General features: G+C 68.9%; 20 protein-coding genes. 7 read left to right on the top strand and 13 right to left on the bottom strand.

Annotated features, from left to right (window positions below; all coding sequences use genetic code 11):
- Positions 1–111: 111 nt before the first annotated feature.
- Positions 112–996 carry a DUF3313 domain-containing protein gene (locus tag MFF01_RS10300; protein ID WP_238224812.1) on the bottom strand — a complete coding sequence of 295 codons (885 nt, stop codon included), beginning with the start codon at positions 994–996 and terminating at the stop codon, positions 112–114.
- Between the two features lie 311 nt (positions 997–1307).
- Here MFF01_RS10300 and MFF01_RS10295 point away from each other — a divergent pair, with 311 nt between their 5' ends.
- Positions 1308–2708 carry an MFS transporter gene (locus tag MFF01_RS10295; RefSeq protein ID WP_238224811.1) on the top strand — a complete coding sequence of 467 codons (1401 nt, stop codon included), beginning with the start codon at positions 1308–1310 and terminating at the stop codon, positions 2706–2708.
- A gap of 1 nt (position 2709) precedes the next feature.
- Here MFF01_RS10295 and MFF01_RS10290 read toward each other — a convergent pair whose 3' ends face one another.
- Together MFF01_RS10290 and MFF01_RS10285 are read right to left on the bottom strand one after the other, a co-directional pair.
- Entirely contained in the window at positions 2710–3264 is a 555-nt protein-coding gene (locus MFF01_RS10290) for a DoxX family protein (protein ID WP_238224809.1), read from the bottom strand.
- 31 nt (positions 3265–3295) lie between these two features.
- Positions 3296–4462, bottom strand: a complete 1167-nt coding sequence (locus MFF01_RS10285; RefSeq protein WP_373319719.1) for a multidrug effflux MFS transporter — start codon at positions 4460–4462, stop codon at positions 3296–3298.
- Between the two features lie 323 nt (positions 4463–4785).
- Here MFF01_RS10285 and MFF01_RS10280 point away from each other — a divergent pair, with 323 nt between their 5' ends.
- From MFF01_RS10280 to MFF01_RS10270, 3 genes are all read left to right on the top strand, one after another.
- Entirely contained in the window at positions 4786–6174 is a 1389-nt protein-coding gene (locus tag MFF01_RS10280) for a serine hydrolase (protein WP_238224807.1), read from the top strand.
- A 158-nt stretch (positions 6175–6332) separates the two neighbouring features.
- Positions 6333–7853: an aldehyde dehydrogenase gene (adh, locus tag MFF01_RS10275; protein WP_238224804.1), complete on the top strand. Its 1521-nt coding sequence runs from the start codon at positions 6333–6335 to the stop codon at positions 7851–7853.
- 98 nt (positions 7854–7951) lie between these two features.
- The gene (locus MFF01_RS10270) at positions 7952–8377 is read left to right on the top strand and encodes a DUF779 domain-containing protein (RefSeq protein WP_238224802.1); all 426 of its coding nucleotides are present in this window, start codon (positions 7952–7954) and stop codon (positions 8375–8377) included.
- 9 nt (positions 8378–8386) lie between these two features.
- On the opposite strand, the gene MFF01_RS10265 is transcribed toward MFF01_RS10270, so the two are convergent.
- On the bottom strand, positions 8387–9559 hold the full coding sequence (locus MFF01_RS10265; protein ID WP_238224800.1) for a hypothetical protein: 1173 nt from the start codon (positions 9557–9559) through the stop codon (positions 8387–8389).
- A gap of 107 nt (positions 9560–9666) precedes the next feature.
- Between MFF01_RS10265 and MFF01_RS10260 the strand changes: the two genes are divergently transcribed.
- From MFF01_RS10260 to der, 3 genes are all read left to right on the top strand, one after another.
- Positions 9667–10272, top strand: coding sequence for an NnrU family protein (locus MFF01_RS10260; RefSeq protein WP_238224798.1), 606 nt, complete (start codon positions 9667–9669; stop codon positions 10270–10272).
- Positions 10273–10379: 107 nt separating this feature from the next.
- Positions 10380–11090 carry a tetratricopeptide repeat protein gene (locus MFF01_RS10255; protein ID WP_238224797.1) on the top strand — a complete coding sequence of 237 codons (711 nt, stop codon included), beginning with the start codon at positions 10380–10382 and terminating at the stop codon, positions 11088–11090.
- 44 nt (positions 11091–11134) lie between these two features.
- Positions 11135–12487, top strand: a complete 1353-nt coding sequence (gene der / locus MFF01_RS10250; protein ID WP_238224795.1) for a ribosome biogenesis GTPase Der — start codon at positions 11135–11137, stop codon at positions 12485–12487.
- On the opposite strand, the gene MFF01_RS10245 is transcribed toward der, so the two are convergent.
- From MFF01_RS10245 to MFF01_RS10205, 9 genes are all read right to left on the bottom strand, one after another.
- Positions 12416–13966 (bottom strand): T6SS phospholipase effector Tle1-like catalytic domain-containing protein, encoded by a 1551-nt coding sequence (locus tag MFF01_RS10245; RefSeq protein ID WP_238224787.1) that lies wholly within the window; start codon positions 13964–13966, stop codon positions 12416–12418. The two genes, der and MFF01_RS10245, sit on opposite strands and share 72 nt — an antisense overlap.
- A 91-nt stretch (positions 13967–14057) precedes the next feature.
- Positions 14058–15188 (bottom strand): carboxylate-amine ligase, encoded by a 1131-nt coding sequence (locus MFF01_RS10240; protein ID WP_238224785.1) that lies wholly within the window; start codon positions 15186–15188, stop codon positions 14058–14060.
- A 57-nt stretch (positions 15189–15245) separates the two neighbouring features.
- A complete protein-coding gene (locus tag MFF01_RS10235) occupies positions 15246–15653 on the bottom strand; it encodes a dihydrofolate reductase (RefSeq protein ID WP_238224776.1) in 408 nt (135 codons plus the stop codon).
- Positions 15654–15707: 54 nt separating this feature from the next.
- The gene (locus MFF01_RS10230; RefSeq protein WP_238224774.1) at positions 15708–16460 is read right to left on the bottom strand and encodes an SDR family NAD(P)-dependent oxidoreductase; all 753 of its coding nucleotides are present in this window, start codon (positions 16458–16460) and stop codon (positions 15708–15710) included.
- 4 nt (positions 16461–16464) lie between these two features.
- Positions 16465–17955 (bottom strand): amidophosphoribosyltransferase, encoded by a 1491-nt coding sequence (gene purF / locus MFF01_RS10225; protein WP_238224772.1) that lies wholly within the window; start codon positions 17953–17955, stop codon positions 16465–16467.
- Between the two features lie 101 nt (positions 17956–18056).
- Positions 18057–18668 carry a CvpA family protein gene (locus tag MFF01_RS10220; protein WP_238224770.1) on the bottom strand — a complete coding sequence of 204 codons (612 nt, stop codon included), beginning with the start codon at positions 18666–18668 and terminating at the stop codon, positions 18057–18059.
- A 140-nt stretch (positions 18669–18808) separates the two neighbouring features.
- A complete protein-coding gene (gene radA / locus MFF01_RS10215) occupies positions 18809–20242 on the bottom strand; it encodes a DNA repair protein RadA (protein ID WP_238224768.1) in 1434 nt (477 codons plus the stop codon).
- A gap of 21 nt (positions 20243–20263) precedes the next feature.
- Positions 20264–21361: an alanine racemase gene (alr, locus tag MFF01_RS10210; protein WP_238224757.1), complete on the bottom strand. Its 1098-nt coding sequence runs from the start codon at positions 21359–21361 to the stop codon at positions 20264–20266.
- A gap of 77 nt (positions 21362–21438) precedes the next feature.
- Complete coding sequence (locus tag MFF01_RS10205; RefSeq protein WP_238224749.1) at positions 21439–22929, bottom strand: replicative DNA helicase; 1491 nt, start codon at positions 22927–22929, stop codon at positions 21439–21441.
- Positions 22930–23120: the final 191 nt, after the last annotated feature.

Raw genomic sequence — 23120 nt, 5'->3', positions numbered from 1 at the left:
TCATGCGGGCCCGACACGCGCAAAGGCGGAATCGGTGTGCGGCGGGGGGATATCCCCCGGCCGCATGGCTCACGGCGCCACGTCTCCCGGCCCCAGGGCCGGGCGGCCGCGTCAGTTGACCCGCGCGGCCGGCCCCTTGTCGGTGTATTCCGGCGGCAGGCCGATATAGTCGGCCGCGATGCCGTCGAAGCCCGGCGCGCGGCCGAACGCCTCGCAATCGGGGTCGAGGGGCGCTTCGCCGAGGGTGGTGATGCGGATGCGGTCGTAGCTCGGGATCGCGAGCGGCGCCTTGAACGGATCGACGCCGGTGGCGAGATAGCCGCCCCAATCCTGCCCGAACTCGCCGGCGAGGTCGTAGGCATCGGAGATGGGGGAGAAGCGCGGCTGACTCGTGAACGAGTTGGCGGCCCCGCCCCAGACCATGGCGGCGCGCTGTTCGTGGCGCCCGTCGAGGGCTTCGGCCTCGATGGTGAGGCTTCCCAGACCGATGGGGATGCGCGGGATCGGGATTCGGCCGACGGATGTGGCGAAACCGACGCCCGCCTGCGACGCGATGCTGACCCCCGCCGAGGTGGCGATGGTGGCGCCCGCCGCCGGCAGGCCGGTGAGCTCGATCCGGGTCACGGCGGCACGCACGGTGAGATCGGCCTTCCGGCCCGAGACCACGTCGTAGCGCAGGGACAGCTCGTAGCAGAGGGCCCGGTCGGCGGCATTGGCCACGAGGCGGCGTTCCGTCGGCGTCAGGCCGGGGCCCGAGACGGCCTCGGGGAACGACGTCGGAATGATCCGTACCGTGCGGGCGGCGGCCATGGCGGCACGGTCGATGTAGAGCTTGGCCCGGGTCGCGACCTCCTCGCTATTCACGAGGCGGTCGTAGCGGGTGAGCGAGCCGGAATCGTTCAGCACAACCGTGCCACAGCCGGCCATGGCGAGGAGCAGGGCCAGGCCGGCGGTCATGCCCGGCACCCTGAGACGACATTCGAAGCGCGAGGGCATCCAGGAACCTTGACGGAAGAACAGGAGAACCGGCCTTTGCGGACGTTCGGGACGCGGACGTCCGCGACCTACGCAAGGCCGTTCGTATAGGCACCAGCTTAGCGGGGCCGACGACACCGTGGAAAGGTATTCGGCCGATCGTCGCGACGGCGTCGGCTGCCTGTGGCGCAAGTGCCACGCCGCCGGAACGCCCTCGCGAGCCATCGTTTCCTCCATTGTCCGGCAACGAACGCTGGGTTCCGCCGCGCTTGCGCGAACTTTCTCGGGACGAGACGCAACCCGAGCCCGCTTCGGGGACTTGTTGCCCTCCGATGCGCCCGTCTCAGATCGTCCCCCTCGTCGTCGCCACCGCCCTGTTCATGGAGAACACCGACGCGACGGTGATCGCCACGGCCTTGCCCGCCATCGCGCGAAGTCTTGGTGAGGATCCCATCGCCCTCAAGCTCGCGCTCACGGCCTATCTCGTGAGCCTCGCGATCTTCATTCCGATCAGTGGATGGATCGCCGACCGTTACGGCGCCCGCACCGTGTTCCGGGTGGCGCTTGGGGTCTTCATGGCCGGGTCCCTGGCCTGCGCAGCCTCGAATTCCCTTGCGGGTTTCGTCGCGGCCCGTTTCTTCCAGGGTCTTGGCGGCGCGATGATGGTGCCGGTGGGTCGCCTCGTCATCCTGCGCAGCGTGCCGAAGAGTGAACTCGTCAGCGCCCTTGCGTATCTGACGATCCCCGCCCTCATCGGTCCGATCATGGGACCGCCGCTCGGCGGCCTGATCACGACCTATCTCGACTGGCGCTGGATCTTCCTCATCAACATCCCCATCGGGCTCATGGGGATCTGGCTCGCGAGCGTCTATTTCGAGAACGTGCGCGAGCCCTCCCGGCCGCCCCTCGACGTCGTGGGGTTTCTGCTCTCGGGCCTGGGGCTCGCCGTCCTGATGCTCGGGCTCGCCTCGACGGGCCGCCACCTCCTGCCGGAGGGCGTCTCGTGGGGATGCCTCGCCGCCGGAATCGTGCTGCTCGCGCTCTACCTCCAGCATTCGCGGCGCGTGGCGCATCCGGTGATCCGCCTCGATCTCCTGCGCTACCCGACGTTTCGCGCGGCGGTGACGGGGGGCAGCCTGTTTCGCATCGGCACCGGGGCGATCCCGTTCCTGCTGCCCCTGATGCTGCAGATCGGGTTCGGCCTCGATCCCCTGCAATCGGGTCTGCTCACCTTCGCGGCGGCGGCCGGCGCCCTCCTGATCAAGCTCGTCGGGCCGCGCATCCTGCGCACCTACGGCTTCCGGCCCGTGATGCTCGTCAACGCCGTCGTGGCTTCCGGCTTTCTCGCGGTGAACGGCCTTTTCACGGCCGAGACCCCGCACGCGGTCATCGTCTGCGTCCTGCTGCTCGGCGGCTGCGTGCGGTCCCTGCAGTTCACCTGCGTCAACGCCATCGCGTATGCCGACCTCGAGGCCAGGGACATGAGCGCCGGCACCAGCCTCGCCAGCGTTGCCCAGCAATTGTCCCTCAGCCTCGGTGTCTCGTTCGGGGCGCTCGCCCTCGAGGGCGCCGCCGGCTGGCATGGGCGTACGGCGATCCAGGCGGAGGATTTCGCGTTCGCTTTCTTCGCCGTCGCGGCGATTTCGGCCCTGTCGGTGTTCGCCTTCCGCCGACTCGCGCCGGATGCCGGCGCCGAGGTGTCTGGTCAGCGCCGGAGCGAGGCGGTTTCGTAGGTCAGGCTGCCGCGCGCGCCGGGCTACGTCCGGCAGGGCGCTTGGGCCGGGCCGGCGCCTTCGGGGCGGCGGCTTTCTGCGGTGCCGGCCGCGACGGGGCCTGGATCGCGCGGCTCATTCGCCAGCCCTGCCAGCTCCACGCCCCCGGGCCGGTCAGGGCATAGAGGAGGAAGCCCCCGGCGAGGCCGAGATCCGCGAGCAGGAGGGTGCGCTCAGCGATCGCCGTCGGCCCGGAGAACAGCCAGAACGGATGCAGCAGCACCGCCATCGCGAGGGCGAAGGCCGCCAGCGCACCGCCGGTGACGCGCGGCAGCACGCCGACGATCAGGGCGAGCGGTCCGAACACCTGCACCACGACGGCGAAGGTCGCCACGAGGTTCGGCGAGGGCAGGCCGGTGCCGGCGAGCGTCAGGGCGAAACCCGCGACGTTCAGGGCCCGGGCGATGCCCGTGGGCAGGAGCGCGGCGGCGAGGAGGAGCCGCGCGAGGAGAAGCGTTCCATCATGGATACGGCCGGGCACGTCGGGACTCCGTTTGATCGATTGAGAACAAACCATGTCCCGAGGGTTTGAAGACGGGGTTAAGCCCTCACCCCGAGACGCCGCCGCGATACAGCCGACCCCGCTCCGTCCAGGCCACGACGAGGAGGGCGAGGCCGCCGAGCCCGGCATAGCCGAGGCCGATGGGCAGCACCGTGCCGTCGAACGCCTGCCCGATGATGAAGCCGCACAGGGCGCCCAGGATCGTCGTGTAGAATCCGAGGAAGGACGAGGCCGTGCCGGCGATCTCGCCCAGCGGCTGCAGCGCCAGGGCATTGAAGTTGGGCATGGCGAAGCTGAGGAGGAACTGGTTGACCGCGAGAATTCCGAGGAAGAGGCCCAGGGGCGGACGGCCGCCATAGGCCAGGGCCACCATGACCTGAGCCACCGCCACGACGACGAAGGCGGTGAGCCCGGCATGGGAGAGCGGCCGCATGCCGATCCGGCGCACCAGGCGGGCATTGACGAGGGTGGCCGCCCCCATGGCCCCGGCCACGAGACCGAAGGCGACGGGGAACAGGGCGCCGAGGCGGTAGAGCCCCGTATCGAAGACCTGCTGGGCCGAGCCGACATAGCCCATGATGCATCCCGTCAGCAGGCCCAGCGCCGTGGCGTAACCGACGGCGACGCGGTTGCGGAAGGTGAGGGACACCGCCTGGCCGATGGACGGCAGGGAGAATGTCCGCCGGTCCTGCGGATGCAGGGTCTCGGGCATGCGGGCGGAAAACCAGACCACGAGGAGGCCGGCGAGCACGAGCATCGACACGAAAACGTAGTGCCAGGAGCCGAGGTGCAGCATGGCGCCGCCGACGGCCGGGGCGATCATCGGCACGATGAGAAACACCATCATGATGAGCGACATCACGCTCGCCATCTCACGCCCGGCGAAGCGGTCGCGCACGATGGCCGTGGACAGGACGCGCCCGCCGGCGGCACCGATGCCCTGGATGATGCGTGCGGCGAGCAGCCAGCCGAAGGAGGGGGCCACCATGGCGAGGAGCGTGCCGGCGACGTAGACCGCCAGGCTCGCGAGCAGGACGGGGCGGCGCCCATAGGTGTCCGACAGGGGGCCGTAGATGATCTGCGCCGCGCCGAAGCCGATCATGTAGATGTAGATCAGCCATTGCAGATGGTTCGGATCGGCAACCGCGAACTCGGCCCGGATCTCGGGAAACGCCGGCAGCAGGTTGTCGATGGAGATGGCGGTGACCGCCATCATCAGGGCGACGATGCCGACGAACTCGCCGAAGCGCGGGCCGTTCCAGGCGGGCTGCGCGACAGCGATGGGATTCGGCGCCGAGCGCGCCAGATCGGGCGGGGATGTGACGGTCAAGGGCGATCCTCGAAGGGGGCCGGCGCCGCATGGGACGCGCGCCGGCCGCGGGTCCGGACCGATGGCCCGGAGATGCAGCCCAGCCCAACGGACGGACGGGCGGCCTCGATCCGTCGCAGAACGCATGACGGCCCCTCGCGCGTCGGTGCCAAAACACGCGAGAGCGCCGCTTGGCCTGCGCGGCAAACCGCCTCAAATTCGAAGGCATGCCGCACCTTCGCCTTCTCGCCTGCCTCATCGTCTTGCTCGCCGGATGCCGCGTCGCCCGGGCCGGAGACGATCCCGATTTTGCCGTGCGCGCCGACGCCCTCGTGGCGCCCTATGCTCGATCCGGCATCTTTTCCGGCACCGTCGTCGTCGCCCGAGAGGGGCACATCCTGTTCCGGCGCGCCTATGGCCTCGCCAATCGCGAATGGGACCTCGCCAACACGCCCGAGACGCGGTTCCGCATCGGCTCCCTCACCAAGCAGTTCACGGCGGCGGCCGTGCTGCGGCTGGTGGAGGCGGGCCGGCTCAGCCTCGACGATCCGGTCTGCGCCCACGTGCCAGGCCTGCCCGTGTCATGGGCGACGATGACGATCCGGATGCTCCTGAACCACACATCGGGGTTGCCCAACGTCACCGCCCTGCCGGATTACATCACGCGGACGGCGCGCCTCGACCGGACGCCGCTGGAGACCGTGTCGCTCCTCTTCGGCGAGGATCTCCTGTTCCCGCCGGGGTCGGTCTACGAATACAGCAACACGGGCTACATCCTCCTCGCCGCCCTCATCGAGCGGATCACCGGCAGGCCGTTCGTGGATCACCTGAATCACGTGCTCCTGGCACCCGCCGGCCTCGCGCCCATGGCCGATGGCGACGCCCTCCTGCCCCGGCGCGCCTCAGGCTATCACCGGGCCGACGGTGCCTGGCGCAATGCCATGCCCCTGGCCGCGAGCGTCCCGTCCGGGGCCGGCGGCCTGTGGGCGACGGCGGACGACCTCGTCGCCTGGGACCGGGCCCTCCTGTCGGGCCGGGTCCTGTCGCCGGCGTCCCGCGCGACGATGTTCGCCGATGGCGGCAATGGCTACGGTCTCGGCTGGTACGTCGGCAACGCCTACGGGCGCCGCCTGTGGTCCCATGGCGGCTTCCTCAACGGTTTCGCGGCGATCAAGGACACCTATCCCGACGCCGATCTCACCATCGTGGTCCTCGGCAACACCGAAACGGCCCCGGCGCAGGCCCTGTCCCGACGCCTCGCCGCCCTCGTGTTCGAGGCCGTGCCCGACACGCAGCTCTCGGTCTCGGACGCGGTCCTGGCGCGCTACGTCGGATTTTACCGGATCGCTCCCCGCTCCGTCCTCGGCCTCACCCTCGAAGGCGGACGGCTCGTCGCCAGCATCACCGGACGGGGCCGGATCGTCCTGAGCCCCGAGAGCGACCGGGTGTTCGCCGGCGAGGGAGACACGCGCATCGCCTTCGATATCGAACCCGACGGGCGTCCCACCGGTGCCCTCCTCGACGAAGGGGGCCTCGTTCGGTCCGGTCCACGCATCGATTCGGCCATGGCCCGGCGGATCACGGCCCGGCGGATCGGCCGCCTCACGATCCCTTGAACCGGCTCGCCAGGATACGCGATCGGGTCTAGCATGCGCGCCACGTCCGAACGCCATTCGGCGTGAACGCAGGGCTCGATTGGCCAAAGGTCTATCTTGCGCCCGTCGACCGACTGGCCTTGTCTGCCCACACAAAAACAAGACTGGAGGAACTACTCATGAACAAGCCCGAATTCCTTTCCACCGGCACCAAGGCGCCGTTCTCGGCCCGCTACGACAACTTCATCGGCGGCCAGTGGGTCGCGCCGGTGGCCGGCCGCTACTTCGAGAACACTTCGCCGCTCACCGGCCGCGTCATCTGCGAGGTCGCCCGCTCGGACGCCGCCGACGTCGACAAGGCGCTCGACGCCGCGCACGCCGCCAAGGAGGCCTGGGGCCGGACTTCACCGGCCGAGCGCGCGCTGATCCTGAACCGGATCGCCGACCGGATGGCGGACAACCTCGACCTCATCGCGCTGGCCGAGACCTGGGACAACGGCAAGCCGATTCGCGAGACCACCCACGCCGACATTCCCCTGGCCATCGACCATTGGCGCTATTTCGCCGGCTGTCTGCGGGCCCAGGAAGGCTCGATCTCGGAGATCGACCACGACACGGTCGCCTATCACTTCCACGAGCCGCTCGGCGTCGTCGGCCAGATCATCCCGTGGAATTTTCCGATTCTGATGGCTGTGTGGAAGCTCGCCCCGGCGCTGGCCGCCGGCAACTGCGTTGTGCTCAAGCCCGCCGAGCAGACCCCGGCCTCGATCCTCGTGGTGGCCGAGCTCATCGCCGACCTGCTGCCCCCCGGTGTCCTCAACATCGTCAACGGCTTCGGCCTCGAATGCGGCAAGCCGCTCGCCTCCTCGCCCCGCATCGCCAAGATCGCCTTCACGGGTGAGACGACGACGGGCCGCCTCATCATGCAATACGCCTCGCAGAACCTGATTCCCGTAACGCTCGAACTCGGCGGCAAGTCACCGAACATCTTCTTCGCCGATGTCGCCAACGAGGACGACGACTTCTTCGACAAGGCGCTGGAAGGCTTCACCATGTTCGCCCTGAACCAGGGCGAGGTCTGCACCTGCCCGAGCCGGGCGCTGGTGCATGAATCGATCTACGACCGGTTCATGGAGCGGGCGATCAAGCGCGTCGAGGCGATCACGCAAGGCTCGCCCCTCGATCCCGCCACGATGATCGGCGCGCAAGCCTCCTCCGAGCAGCTCGAGAAGATCTTGAGCTACGTCGATATCGGCCGCCAGGAAGGCGCCGAGTGCCTGACGGGCGGCGAGCGCAACGTGAAGGACGGCGAGTTCGCGGACGGCTTCTACATGAAGCCGACCGTGTTCAAGGGCCACAACAAGATGCGGATCTTCCAGGAGGAGATCTTCGGGCCGGTGCTCTCGGTGACGACCTTCAAGGACGATGCCGACGCGCTCAGCATTGCCAACGACACCCTCTACGGCCTCGGTGCCGGCGTATGGACCCGCGACGGGACCCGCGCCTACCGCTTCGGCCGCGCCATCCAGGCCGGCCGCGTCTGGACCAACTGCTACCACGCCTACCCGGCCCACGCGGCCTTCGGCGGCTACAAGCAGTCCGGTATCGGCCGCGAGAACCATAAGATGATGCTCGATCACTACCAGCAGACGAAGAACATGCTCGTCAGCTACTCGGCCAAGAAGCTCGGCTTCTTCTGAGCCTCGCGCCGAAACCGCCTCGCCCCGGCCGAAAGGCCGGGGTTTTTTCGTTTTGCGCCCTATCTTCCCGACCGGATCGCCTGCGTGAGGATTGCCCGATGAGCGATGTCTCCACCCCCGAATCGACCACTGCCGATCAGGCCGGCGTCGACGGCACGCCCCTGCGCGTCACCGCGACGCCAGCGGCCCTCGCCCTCATCGAGGAATTGCGGGCCGACCACGGTCCGGTGATGTTCCATCAGTCGGGCGGCTGCTGCGACGGCTCCTCGCCCATGTGCTACCCGCAGGGTGAATTCCTCACGGGTGACAGCGACGTGCATCTCGGAACCGTGGCGGGGGCCGATTTCTGGATCAGCCGACCGCAATTCGAGGTCTGGAAGCACACCCACCTGATCCTCGACGTGGTGCCGGGGCGCGGCGGCATGTTCTCCCTCGAGAACGGGCGGGACAAACGCTTCCTCATCCGCTCGCGGCTGTTCACGCAAGCCGAGAACACCGCCCTCGCGGGCGCCTGCAAGCTCTGACCGCGACGCCTATGGCCAGACCTTGATGGCGAGGGGGCGTCGCACGAGGTCGCGGTCCGAGGTAACGGTGCAGCCGTTCACGCGCAGGGTGACGTAGGTGAGGACGGCCCGGTCGCCGGTATCGTCGAAGTTGCGGCCGGTGGCGGCGGGGTCGAGGAGCGACGGATAGGCGATGAGGCCGCCGGTCGCGCCGCACGGGTCGTCGTAGAGGGTGGGACCGGCGAGTAGCAGGCGCGGCGTGTCCCAGGTCAGGAGATCGCGCGAACTCGTCCAGTAGAACCCGGATTGCGGAAACGCCTCGGCGGCCTTCGCCATGAACACGGCGATCCAGGCCCCGCTGCCGCGATGGCGCACGATGGCGCCGACGGGGGTGGGGAAGGGGGCGATGGGCCGGCAGGTCGCCGGTTTCGGAGCGGGCTTGGCGTAGGGATCTGGAAATGCCGCCGTGAAGCCGGTTCCGGTCCAGGCGCGCCAGCGCGTTGGATCGGCCGGATCGTCGGTGCGGAACAGGCAGACCCCGGCGGATTGATCGCTGCCGGGAATCGTCCACCCCGTCGTCGAGGCGAACATGTAGCGCCAGCGCCCGTCGCCGAAGATATTCGACGGATTGAAGAAGCCGCGATGGCGCCCCTGTCCCACTTCCTGGCGGAACGGCGCTCCGGCCACCACCACGGGTGGGGTGGCCCGCGTGAAAAGCCGCCCGCCATCCCGCGAGGCGGCGGCCACCACCGTGTTGTACCAGCACTCCATGTAGACCGTGGAGCGGCAGCGCCCGGGATGCTCGTTGGCCTGGTACTCATGGTGGAGGAGGGCGGCCACGGCCGCGCCGTCCTCGGTCCAGGTCGCGGTGATCCAGGAGCGGTCGTCGTAGTGGGCGGGATCGGACTTTTCGCCCGAGTCGAGGACCACCGCGCAATCGAGCTTGAGCGTGTCGAGGGACGGGCCGCGCAGGGCGCGGTTGCGGTAATGCATCCCGTAGAGGGCGATCGCCCCCGACGCATCGCGAAAGGCCCGGGCCGAGGCGTCGGGCACGTCGGCGCCGTCGCAGGCGTCGCGTCCCGCCTTGAACACCACGCTCGGCGGTCCGACCAGGGTCAGGGCCGAGAGCGGCGGCTCGGTGCCGGCCCGGACCCCGCCCGCGAAGACGGAGAGGAGCAGGGCGGTGAGGAAGCGGCGCGTCATCGCGTGTGCCTGGACATCGCCGCGAGTTTGGGTTTTGAACCGTTACAGACTGATTGCCGCGACGGCCCCCATTCCGGCCGTCCACATCCCAACCGCGAAAGCCCTCCATGCTGATCCTGATCCTCGGCCTCGTGCTGTTTCTCGGCACGCACGCCTTCTCCATGGCGCGGGCGAAGCGCGCGAACGTCATCGGCGAGGTCGGCGAGAGCCGGTACAAGCTCATCTACACCGGGGTTTCGGTGCTCGGCCTCGTGCTCATCGCCTACGGCTTCCACCTCTACCGCCAGTCCGGCTACATCGAGGTCTGGAACCCGCCGGTCTGGACCCGTCACCTCGCGCTCCTCCTGACCCTGCTCGCCTTCATCGCCCTAGCCTCGGCGTATCTGCCGGGTCATATCCGCGCCAAGGCGAAGCACCCGATGCTGCTCGCCGTAAAGATCTGGGCCACGGCCCACCTCCTCGCCAACGGCGATCTCGGCTCGATCCTGCTGTTCGGCAGCTTCCTTGCCTGGGCCGTCGTCGCCCGCATCAGCGCCAAGCGCCGGGCCCTGAGCCCGGCCGCCGTGGCGGCCCAGCACGGCCCCGTCGCGACGCCCGCCGGATGGCGCAACGACGCCCTCGCAGTCGCCATCGGCTTCGCCGTGTGGTTCGTCTTCGCGAAGTATCTCCATCCGATCCTCATCGGCGTCGCGGCCTGGCCGGGACAGGCCTGAGCGCCGCGCAGACGAGACCGGTCGCCAAGGGCGCCGGCCTGTGCTAGGCGCTGGCCCTCCTCTTTCGTGAAGTGGTCGGCCGGGCGTTCCGGCCGACGTGAGGCAGCATGGCCGAGAACAACGAGTTCATCCGCGAGGTCAACGAAGACTATCGCCGGGATCAGGTTGCCGCGATCTGGCGCCGCTACAGCGGCGCGATCATCGCCGTGGCGATCCTCGTGGTGGCGGGTGTCGGCGGCTGGCGCTACTGGCAGCACGATCAGCGCGTGCGGGCCGACGCGGCCTCCGAGCAGTTCGACGCCGCCAACCGCCTCGCCCGTGACGGCAAGATCGAGGAGGCCGACAAGGCGTTCACGGCCCTCGAAACCGACGCACCGGGCGGCTACCGCCTCCTCGCGCGCTTCCGTTCCGCCGCCGAGACCGCGAAGCGCGATGCCGCCGCCGGCGCCACCGAATACGACGCCCTCGCGGCCGACACGGGCGTCAGCGATGCCCTACGCGACTTGGCCCGCCTGCGCGCCGCGCTCCTGCGCCTCGACGGTCCCCAAGCCGATGCGGCTCTGGCGAGTCTCCAGGGGCTTGCCGCACCCACCGGCGCCTTCCGCCACACCGCCCGCGAGATGCTCGGCCTCGTCGCCCTGCGCCGCGGCGAGTACGACGCCGCCGGGCGCTGGTTCGACCAGATCAACGCCGATCCGCAGGCGCCGCAGAACCTGCGCCAGCGCATCGAAGTCTACGCTGCCCTCGTGGCCGGCGGCCCCGTGACGGTGACGGCGGCGACGCCCGAGCCGGCCGCGCCCCCGCCCGTGACGCGCTGACACCGATCCCCATTCCGATCCCAACCGACTGAATCGAGCACACCATGGACATGCCGACCGTCGCGATCGTCGGACGGCCGAATGTCGGCAAGTCGACCCTCTTCAACCGCCTCGTGGGCAAGAAGCTCGCCCTCGTTGACGACCGCCCCGGCGTGACCCGCGACCGGCGCGAGGGCGACGTCAATTTCGGTGGCCTCGTCTTCCGCATCATCGACACCGCCGGTCTCGAACAGGCGGACGCCGATTCGCTGCTGGGCCGGATGCGGGCCCAGACGGAGGCGGCGATCCTCGAGGCCGACGTGGTGCTGTTCGTCATCGATGCCCGCGCCGGCATCCTGCCCGCCGACCAGCCCTTCGCCGAACTCGTGCGCCGGGCCGGCTGCCCCGTGATCCTCATCGCCAACAAGGCGGAGAGCGGCGCGGGCCTGAGCGGCGCCTACGAAGCGTTCTCCTTGGGGCTCGGCGATCCGATCCCGTTCTCGGCCGAGCACGGGGAGGGCATCGGCGAACTCCACGACGCCCTGTCCGAGGTTCTGCCGCAGCCCGACGAGGACGACGAGGACGAGGATCCGTCCGACCGATCCCTCAAGGTCGCCATCGTCGGCCGCCCGAATGCCGGCAAGTCGACTCTCATCAACCGGATGCTCGGCGAGGAACGCCTCCTCGTCGGCCCCGAGGCCGGGATCACCCGCGACTCGATCTCCCTGGACTGGGAGTGGCGCGGACGCCGGATCAAGCTCCACGACACCGCCGGCATGCGCCGCAAGGCTCGGATCGACGATAAGCTCGAGAAGCTCGCGGTCTCGGATGGGTTGCGCGCCGTGCGCTTCGCCGAGGTGGTTGTCGTGCTCCTCGACGCCACGATCCCGTTCGAGAAGCAGGATCTCACCATCGTCGATCTCATCGAGAGCGAGGGCCGGGCGCTGGTCATCGGCCTCAACAAGTGGGACCTCGTCGCCGACCAGAACGGGCTGCTGAAGAAGTTGCGCGAGGATTGCACGCGTCTGCTGCCGCAGGTGCGCGGCGTCCCCGTGGTGCCGCTCTCGGGCCTCGCGGGCGAGGGCATCGACAAGCTCATGCAGGCTGTGGTCGGCGCCGAGACGGTGTGGAACACCCGCGTCTCGACCTCGCGCATCAACGATTGGCTGAGCGAGGCGACGCAGCGCAATCCGCCCCCGGCCGTGTCGGGCCGGCGCATCAAGATCCGCTACGCCACCCAGGTGAAGGCCCGCCCGCCGCACTTCGCCCTGTTCGGCAACCAGCTCGACGGCCTGCCGAAATCCTACACCCGTTACCTCGTCAACGGCCTGCGCGAGGCGTTCGTGCTACCCGGCGTGCCGATTCGCCTCTCCCTGCGAACCTCCAAGAACCCGTTCGACAAAGAGAACAAGGGTTGAGGCCCGGGACAGACCGAAGGCCTTCGGATCTGTCCCGAGATAGCGAAAGACGTTGTCGTCGTCCGCCGGCAGGGCGTCTTCCGGCGGGTGCGCGGGGAGAACCTGCCCGTCCCACCCCACGATCGACAGGGGTCGGGGCTCCGCGGTGACGCGGGGGATCGCATCGGCATACGGCTTCCAGATTTCCCAGGCCGCCGGGTCCCAAGCCCGGTAGGTGAAGGCGATGAGGGGCAGGACCGCGATGAGATTCGGCGGTCGGTAGGGATAGCGTTGGGAGAGTTTTTCCCACGCGAGGGTAATGGTCGGTTCTTCCGCCGCATCCAGGAGGGCGAGGGCGCTGACGTGGATCATCTCGCAGATCGGGTCTTCGTTCGCCATGAGACCGACCGCGACGGTCCCGCGCCCCTTCGTCGGAGAGCCATAGGACGCCAACGGTCGCGTCTGGTTGATGGCCCGGGCGGCCTGTGACCGGATGTGATCGACCATGTCCCAGGGCCGGTGGATGGGCGATGTCAGGTGCGCGGGGGGATCGCAGCGCAACGCCGGTGCGGGTGCGTTCGGGTCGAGATCCGCGAAGTGGAGGCCCAGGTGGTCCACGAGGCGCCGATGCATCCACGCGAACGCAATGTCCTGGCGACCGCCCTCGCCGTCGTTCCACCGGCTATAGCCGCCGCCGATATCCGCATGGGCACCGGGGAACCACACCTGCTCGACATGGTGGCCGTTCGCCAGGCGCTTGACCTTCGGCCTATGCCACAGGGCGGCCTCGAAGGAGGGGCGGTGCTCGTCGATGGCCACGGCGTGGAAGCTGTTCTCCACGATGGAGGACAATTGGGTGTCGTGGAACTCGAACCGGCGCCGGTTCGCCGCGAGGAGAAAGCGGCTTGGAATGCCGAGGGCGCCCACCGTATCGAACACGGCCAGCGATTTGATCCTCAGGCAATCGACGTCGTTGAGGAACGGCTCGAGGGCACGCCAATCGCCGCGAGCGCGGTCGCCCGGACGGGTGCGATAATAGCGCCAGGCTTCCTCCTCGCGCTCCGGCGTGCAGTGCTCGGCCTTCAACAGGCCCGCGGCGAAGAGATAGCCGACGATGCTGCGGGCCGTGTAGGCGCCGCGCGAGAACCCGACGAGATGGATCTCGTCGCCCGGCCGGTAATGCTTGCTGAGGAAGCGATAGGCCTGCCGGATCTTGTCGTCCAACCCCACGCCGGTCAGGCCGCCCGACACCCGGTCCCACACACCCGTTCCCACGCCGGAATCGTAAGAGACGACGTATTCGACCTCGCCCTGATCGGTCTTCACACGGCTGCCCTCGACCGGGGCGTCGGATGGCGGGTCTTGGGCCTTGCCTCGGTCGATCCCGATCTTCAAGGCCTCGCGCAGCCGGACGACATTCGTCAGGGGATTCTTGGCGTTGTCGTCGCTCCACGTCCCGTCGAGAAACAGCACGATGCGGCGGGTGATGGCATCCGACATGGCAGGAAGGCTCGATCTTCGCCTAAACCAAGTCGTGATGCTAACTCAGGTGGTGTTCGCCCCCGTCCTAACGCGTGAAAAGCGCGGCGTCTCAACCTGAGACGGCTTCGCCCCGTGTCGTCCGCGCCAGCCAGTCCACCACGGCCGCGACGGACGATGCGCCCGCCTCACCCCCGGCGGCCTCAAAGGCCGCGATCTGACCGTCCGCGCTGGTGCCGTCGCGGACGATATATCGTGCGGCCTCGACGTCGCTCAGGCAATCGAGTGCCTCGGCGTCCTCGCGGATCAGGGTCAGCAACCCATCGAGGGCCTCGGCGAAGGGGATGGCTGTCTCGCTCGCCTCATCAATCAGCTCGGCCTTCGTGCCTCCGTGCTGGGCGCGCCAGAGATTCTCCTGTGCCAGGGCCCGCGAGACGCCGTCGAGGCCGGCGTTCAACTCAGGACGGCGCACGGCGCAGCGCACGAGGCAGCGATACAGGGCCGCGATGGTCACGGCGTCGTCGACCCGCGTGCAGGAATCGGCGATGCGCAGTTCCAGGGTCGGGAACTTGATGGACGGGCGCAGGGACCACCACAGGAAGCTCGCATCCGCGATGGAGCCGGCCCGCGTCATAATGCGGACGTAACGTTCGTAGGCCGCCCGATCGGCGAACAGGTTCGGCAGGCCGGTCCGGGGAAGCTCCCCGAACGCGCTGAGGCGATAGGCGGCGAGTCCCGTCGGCTTGCCCTGCCAGAACGGCGACGAGGCCGACAGGGCGAGGAGGATCGGCTGGAACGGCAGCAGGCGGTTCATGAGGTCGACCCGCGAATCCGGGTCCGGCACCTCGACATGAACATGCATGCCGCAGATCAGGCTGCGCCGTCCGGCCAACCCCACATCTGCCAGGATGCCCGTGTAGCGCTCGCCCTGCGTCACGGCCTGACGCGACCACGCCGCCACGGGATGGGTGCCGGCGGCGAAGACCAGCACCCCGTGCTTAGCGCCGATCCGCGCCAGGGTCGCGCGGTGATGGACGAGGATGTCGCGCGCCTCGGCGAAGCCCTCGGACGGCGGCGTGCAGGCCTCGACCTGGGATTCGAGGAGTTCGCGGCCGATTTCCGGCAGGGCGGCGCCGGCCGCCTCGTGGAAGGCGGCGAGGGACCGATCCGGCGTCCCCCGGGTCTCGGCATCGGCCAGGAAATACTCTTCCTCGATGCCGAACTGGTAGCTGTGCTGGCTCATCGGGCGCTTTCGGAACGGGTGGGCTTGCCTCAACCCGTCACGGCGCCGGTTGTGCCCTCAAGCGCGCAGGGGCCCACCGACGAGCCAGGCCGGATCGAACCAGCGGTCGGCCTCTCCGTCGTAGGGCAGGCGGGTCACGTCCCAATGCTGGATGTATTGCGCGTAGACGTTCCACACGGCGATCCCGCCGCCCACGAAGATGCGCCGGCCGGGATAGCGCTTGAGCACCTCTTCCGGATCCTCGTGACTGCGGATCACGTCGATGGTGCGGTCCTTGAACGCGAAGTCCGGCACCGACGCCACGGTCTTCGGCCCGGCGATGAGCACATGGCCCATGGTAAGGGCGAAGAACCGGGTCACGTCCTCGACGAACAGGGGATCGGTGTTGCCCTCCCACGGCAGCTGCCCGTTGAGGCCGAGCTGTCCCCGGAGGCCGATGGCGCAGATGCAGCGGACGTCGATCATGGTGTCACAAGCCTTCAGGGGAGCATCGGTCTTGGACCCGGCGGCGCGCCGCCGTCAGTCCGCCATGCGCGGGGTGAGCAGGCGGTCGCTCGGAAAGTCGTAGATCAGGCCCGTCTCGCTCCAGGCGGGGCTCGCCAGGCGGACGAGGTGGGGGGCGAGATCCTCCGGCGTCCGCAGGCTCTCGGGATCCTCGCCCGGCATGGCGGCGCGGCGCATGTCCGTCCGTAGGGGACCGGGATTGACCAGCATCGCGCGGATCGGCGTCGTCTCGGTCTCGGCCGCATAGGTTCGCACCAGGGCGTCGAGGGCCGCCTTGGAGACGGAATACGGTCCCCAATAGGCCCGGCACTTCTGCGCGGCGCCGGAGGTGATGAAGATCGCCCGGCCGGCATCAGAGGCGCGCAGGAGCGGATCGAACGAGCGGATGAGGCGCCAGTTCGCCGTGACATTGATATCCATCACCTGCGCCCAGGTTTTGGGCGTCACGTGGCCCAGCGGCGTGAGGTTGCCGAGGATGCCGGCATTGCCCACCACGATGTCGAGGCGCTTCCAGCGCTCGTAAAGGCCCGCCCCGAGGCGGTCGATGGCGTCGTAATCCGTCAGATCGAGGGGAACGAGCGTCGCGCTCGATCCCGCCGCCCGGATGGCGTCGTCGAGTTCTTCGAGGGCGCCCTGCGTGCGGGCGACGGCGACGACATGGGCACCGGCCTCGGCCAGGGCGAGGGCAGCGGCGCGGCCGATGCCGCGCGACGCGCCGGTGACCACGGCGACGCGCCCCGCCAGGGAACGATGCGGATCGAGCGCCATGGCGTCAGTCGGCTTCCGCCAGCATCGCCAGTCGCCGGGGACCGGTGATGGCCATGTCGGACAGGGGCGTCGGATAATCGCCGGTGAAGCAATGGTCGGTGTATTGCGGGCAGGCTTCGTCGCGCCGCTCCTCGCCCATGGCCTTGTACAGGCCCTCGATGGACAGGAAGGCGAGGGAATCGGCGCCGATGTAGCGGCGCATGCCCTCGAGATCGTGGGTGGCGGCGAGCAGCTTCTCGCGCTCCGGCGTGTCGATGCCGTAGAAGTCCGGATAGGTGATCGGCGGCGAGGCGATACGGAAATGCACCTCCTTGGCGCCGGCCTCGCGCATCATCCGGACGATCTTGATGGAGGTGGTGCCGCGCACGAGGCTGTCGTCCACGAGGACGATGCGCTTGCCCTCGACCACGGCGCGATTGGCCGAGTGCTTCATGCGCACGCCGAGTTCACGCACGGACTGCGTCGGCTGAATGAAAGTGCGGCCGACATAGTGGTTGCGGATGATGCCCATCTCGAAGGGCAGCCCGGTCTCCTGGGCGAAGCCGAGGGCGGCCGGCACGCCGGAATCCGGCACGGGGATCACCACGTCGGCGTCGGTCGCCGATTCGCGGGCGAGCTCGTGGCCGATGTTCTTGCGCACGGCGTAGACGCTCTTGCCGTTCACCACCGAGTCGGGCCGGGCGAAGTAGATGTACTCGAAGATGCACGGGCGCATGGGCCGGGCCGGGGCGAACCGGATCGACTCGATGCCCTCCTCGGAGATCACCACGATCTCGCCGTTCTCGACGTCGCGGATGAACTTCGCGCCGATGATGTCGAGGGCACAGGTCTCGGAGGCCAGGATGTAGCGTCCGTCGAGTTCGCCGAGCACCAGGGGACGGATGCCCATGGGATCGCGGGCGCCGATGAGCTTCTTGTTCGTGAGCGCCACGATGGCGTAGGCGCCTTCGATCTGCTTCAGGGCCTCGGTGAAGCGCTCGACGATGCGCGGGGCCCGCGAGCGCGCCGCGAGATGCAGGATCACCTCCGTGTCGGAGGTGGATTGCGTGATTGCGCCATCGCGCACGAGGTCGCGGCGGATCGACAGGGCGTTGGTGAGATTGCCGTTATGCGCCACCGCCAGACCGCCGCTGGCGAGTTCGGCGAAGAGTGGCTGGACGTTGCGCAGGATGGTGCCGCCGGTAGTCGAATAGCGGACATGGCCGATGGCGACCTGTCCCTTCAACCGCGCGATGGTCTCGCCGTCGGAGAACGAATCGCCGACGAGGCCCGGCCGACGCTCCGAATGGAACACCGACCCGTCGAAGGAGACGATCCCCGCTGCTTCCTGCCCGCGATGCTGGAGGGCGTGGAGGCCAAGCGCTACGATGGCCGAGGCGTCAGGGTGTCCGAAGATGCCGAAGACGCCGCATTCCTCGCGCAGGGTGTCGCCGTCGCGGTCGAGGCCGTCCACGGTGCCGGCGGGCGGACGGGCACTCGGTTTCACTGGAAACATGGTGAGGTGCATCCCTGGTTGCCCGCGACTGTCAGCGAACCGTCATGCGAGAACCGCCATGTAAGCGGCCTGGGCGCCGGCACCAAGCGCCGGCGCGCAGATCAGCGTCGCGGCGCGGTCGTGGCTGGGGACGGCGCATCGCTCCGGCGCTGCACCGGCACGTCGCCTTCCGGCGGCTCGACGGGATCGGCCGGGGTCTCGACCTTAGGCTTCTTGAACTGCTTCAGAAGCCCTTCGGGATTCTCGGGCAGTTGCGCCACCAGGGCCTCGCCGGATTTCTCCAGCATCGGCCGGCTGCGGGCCTGGGCGGCCCAATCGGGCATCTTGCCCTGGACGAGCCAGGCGAGGAACACCCAGCCGATCACGCAGATGAGGAAGCCGCGCCCGGCGCCGAACAGGAATCCAAGGGACCGGTCGACGGCGCCGATGCGCGAATCGAGGATCATGTCGGACACCTTCACGGTGATGATCGAGACCACGATCAGGGTGCCGAGGAAGATCGCCGCGATGGAGACCACAAGGGCCACGGTGGCGTTGGTGACCTGCTGGCTCACAGTGGGCAGGAGCAGGGGATAGAGCTTCCAGGCGACGGCCGCGGCGGCCACCCAGGCGATGATGGCCAGCACCTCGCGGGTGGCCCCGCGAACGGCCGCGAGCAACGCGGACACCACGACGATGCCGAGCACGACGAGATCGAGAACGGAGAACGGCATCGCGGGCGATTGTCACTTCGTAGGGAGTTGCGGCAACAATTGATAGGAGCTGCGGCTTCCCCGGGCCGCGGCCCTGTATATCGTGCCGAATCTCGGTCGTCACCCTCGCGGCCGATGGACCGCCCCTGGCGCTTGACCCTTCAGTCCTCGTCGTACTCCACGGCGGCCCGTCCCCGGCCCGAACCGACCCGGCGTGGGCCGTTGCTGGCGATGCCGGCGACGAGGTCGGCGATGTGGCGCAGGGCCTCCGTGGGAAACCCGTCGCCGCCGCCCTCGCCGCGCCCCTGCGGCGTCACCGCCTTGGCAAAGCCGAGCTTGAGCGCTTCCTTTAGGCGGGCCGGCGCCTGGGCCACTGGCCGGATGGCGCCCGAGAGGCCGATCTCGCCGAAATACACCGTCTCGGGCGGCAAAGCCGCGCCCGACAGGGACGAGACCAGAGCGGCGGCGACCGCCAGATCCGCCGCCGGCTCTCCGATCCGCAGGCCGCCGGCGACGTTCAGATAGACGTCGTGGGTGCCGAGGCGGATGCCGCCGTGGGCTTCGAGAACGGCCAGCACCATGGACAGGCGGTTCGGGTCCCAGCCGACCACGGCCCGGCGCGGCATGCCGAGGGACGAGGGGGCAACGAGGGCCTGGATCTCCACGAGGAGGGGGCGCGTGCCCTCCATGCCGGCGAAGACCGCCGTGCCGGGGGCGGCGTGGTCGCGCCCGGCCAGGAACAGGGCCGAGGGGTTCGGCACCTCGGCCAGCCCCATATCGGTCATCTCGAACACGCCGATCTCATCGGTGGGACCGAAGCGGTTCTTCACCGCCCGCAGGATCCGGAAATGGTGGCCCTGGTCGCCCTCGAACGAGGCCACGGCATCGACCATGTGCTCGACCACGCGGGGGCCGGCGATCTGGCCATCCTTGGTGACGTGGCCGACCAGGATCACCGCCGTGCCGGTGGTCTTGGCGAAGCGGATCAGGGTCTGGGCCGAACCGCGCACCTGCGTGACGGTGCCGGGCGCCGATTCAACCGTCTCGGTCCACATGGTCTGGATCGAATCGATGATGCACAGGGCCGGCGGGGTGCCCTGCGACAGGGTTTCGACAATGTCCTCGACGTTGGTCTCGGCCGCGAGTTCCACCGGCACGTCGGCGAGGCCGAGGCGTTCGGCCCGCAGGCGCACCTGCGCCACCGCCTCCTCACCCGAGATGTAGACGACGCGTTCTCCGGTGCGCGCCATGGCGGCGGTGGCCTGCATGAGCAGGGTCGATTTACCGATGCCGGGGTCGCCGCCGAGCAGGATCACCGAGCCGCGCACGAAGCCGCCGCCGGTGACGCGGTCGAGTTCGTTGATTCCGGAGGGGATGCGGGGGGCCTGCTTCACCTCGCCGGTGAGGCCCTCGAGAGGGAACACCCGGCCCTTGGCCCGGCTCGGCCGCGTCTTGACCGGACCGGATTGGGGACCGGCGGCGCTGCTCTCCTCGGCGATGCAGTTCCAGCCGTTGCAGGCCTCGCAGCGCCCCCGCCAGCGATTGTAGACCGCCCCGCAGGACTGGCACACGAAGGTCTGTTGGATCTTGGCCATAACGCGTCCGGAAGAGGCCCCTCAGGCCTCGGGTCCTGTCACATAATGGCGAACATAGCGAGAACCCAGCCCCGTCAGGATCTCGTAGCCGATGGTGCCGGCGGCCCGGCCCACGGTGTCGATGTCGAGGCCGTCACCGATGAGCACGGCCGTGTCGCCGCGCTTAGGCTCCGGTGCGTCGGTCACGTCCAGGATGACGAGGTCCATGGAGATGAGGCCGACCATGGGGCAGGGGACGCCGTTCACCAGGGCGGTGCCCCGGCCACTCGCGGCGCGGGGATAGCCGTCGGCGTAACCGAGCGACAGGGTGGCGAGGCGGCGCGGGCGATCGGCCGTCCAGCGGCCGTTATACCCGGCCGATTCGCCCGCCGAGACGGTACGGACCTGAACGATGGTGGCCTCGAGGCGCACCACCGGCCGCATCGGGTTCGGGGACCCGGGCGTGGGATTACCGCCGAACAGGGCGTAGCCGGGCCTGAGAAGATCGTGATGGGCCGGGGACCCGAGGAAAACGCCGGAGGAGTTCGCGAACGAGGCGGGCAAGCCGGGTAAAGCCGCGCGCAGCCGCGAGAAATCCGCCGCCTGACGGGCGTTGATGGCCTCGGCCGGCAACTCAGCGCTGACGAGGTGGGTCATCAGCAGGTCGATCCCGGCTTGGCGTACGAGGGGATCACCGGCCAGCGCGAGGGCCTCCGCCACCGAGAGGCCGAGGCGGTTCATGCCGGTGTCGACGTGGAGGGCGGCGGGCAGGGGACGGCTGGACGCGACACCCAGGGCCGCCCATTCCCGCATCTCCTCGTGCGAACCGAGGACCGGACGCAGGGCGTGCGCGGTGAAGACGGGTCCGGACCCGGGCAGGAGCCCGTTCAGGACATAGATCGTCGCCTGCGGAAGAAGGGCGCGCGCCGCGACGGCCTCGCCGAGATGCGCCACGAAGAAGGTCCGGCACCCGGCCGCCCATAGGGCCGGCGCCACCCGCGCGAGGCCGCAGCCATAGGCATCGGCCTTGACCACGGCGGCGCAGGCGAGGCCGTTCGCTTCGGCGGCGAGGCGGCGCCAGTTCGCCACGATGGCCCCGAGGTCGATGGTGAGGGTGGCGCCGTGGCTCGGTGCGATCACATGCTGTCTCACTTCGCTTGGAGCGGGGAGGGCCGCGCTGGGGAGCGCGGTACCCCAACAGACCAATGTGGATCGGATCACATATGCTGATCGGGAATCCGGTCCGACTGCGCGAGGTTCGAGAACCGGGTGATGTTGGCGTCGAACTGCAGTTCCACGGTGCCGGTGGGGCCGTGGCGCTGCTTGCCCAAAATCACCTCGGCCTTGCCGTGGACGCGGTTCATCTCGGCTTCCCAGGCGAAGAACTCTTCCGTGCCTTCTCGGGGCTTCTTGTTGTTGACGTAGTATTCCTCGCGGAACACGAACATCACCACGTCGGCGTCCTGCTCGATGGAGCCCGATTCACGCAGATCCGAGAGCTGCGGGCGCTTGTCCTCGCGGTTCTCCACCTGACGCGAGAGCTGCGACAGGCCGATGATCGGCACGGCGAGTTCCTTGGCCAGCGCCTTCATGCCCGTGGTGATCTCGGTCATCTCCTGCACGCGGTTGTCCGAGCGCTTGCCGGAACCCGACAGGAGCTGGAGATAGTCGACGATGAGGAGGTCGAGGCCCTTCTGGCGCTTCAGGCGGCGGGCCCGCGCGGCGAGCTGCGCGATGGAGATACCGCCCGTCTGATCGATGTAGAACGGGATCGTCTGCATGTCCCGGGCGGCATCGGTGATCTTGTAAAAGTCCTCCGGACGGATGTCGCCGCGACGGATCTTATAGGACGGCACGCCGGATTGCTCGGCGATGATGCGGGTGGCGAGCTGCTCGGCCGACATTTCGAGGGAGAAGAACCCGACGATGCCGCCGTTCACGGTCTTGGTGATGCCGTCCGCCCCCTTCTCGCCCTGGTAGGCCTTGGCGATGTTGAAGGCGATGTTGGTCACCAGCGAGGTCTTGCCCATGGCCGGGCGGCCCGCGAGGATGATGAGATCGGACGGCTGCAGGCCGCCCATCTTGGCATCGAGGTCTGACAGCCCCGTGGCGATGCCCGAGAGCTTGCCCTCGCGCTGATAGGCTTTGGCCGCCATGTCGACGGCGGTGGTTAGGGCCTCGGAGAACTTCTGGAAGCCGCCGTCGTACTTGCCCGATTCGGCGAGTTCGTAGAGGCGGCGCTCGGTGCCCTCGATCTGGTCGCGGGGCGAGGATTCCACCGGGGCCTCATAGGCGCCGTTGACGAGGTCCTCGCCGATGGTGATGAGCCGGCGCCGGATGGCGAGATCGTAGATGGTGCGGCCGTAATCGCCCGCGTTGATCACCGTGGTGGCCTCGGCCGCGAGGCGGGCGAGGTACTGCATCACTGTCTGGCCGCCGAGGTCGGCGTCGCCGAGATAAGTCTTCAGCGTGATGGGGGTGGCGAGCTTGCCGCCCTTGATCAGGCTCGCGGCCACCTCGAAGATCCGGCGGTGGACGTCCTCCATGAAGTGCTCGGCGAGGAGGAAGTCCGAGATGCGATAATAGGCGTCGTTGTTGACCAGGATTGCGCCGAGCAGGGCCTGCTCGGCATCGATGTTGTGAGGCGCGACGCGAAATTCCTGCGTCACCGGCTGAAGGTTCGCCACGAGGGCATTGGGCAGGGCCATGGGCTGACTCGAGGCTCCGACGCGTTGTCTTCGTGCATGGGGAGCCGGGCTCCCCACCAATGTCATTCAGGGGCCGACCATGGACCGCCATGGTTAAGTGTCCCTGACAAAATCCCCGTAGGGGGCGCCCCCGACACGAAACCGAGCGCCTTCGCGAAGGTGGCGAGGCCCGTCCGGCCTCGTGCACCGCG

The organism is Methylobacterium adhaesivum, from assembly GCF_022179065.1.
Classification (GTDB): Bacteria; Pseudomonadota; Alphaproteobacteria; order Rhizobiales; family Beijerinckiaceae; genus Methylobacterium; species Methylobacterium adhaesivum.
This window is presented reverse-complemented; position numbering and strand designations above follow the sequence as displayed.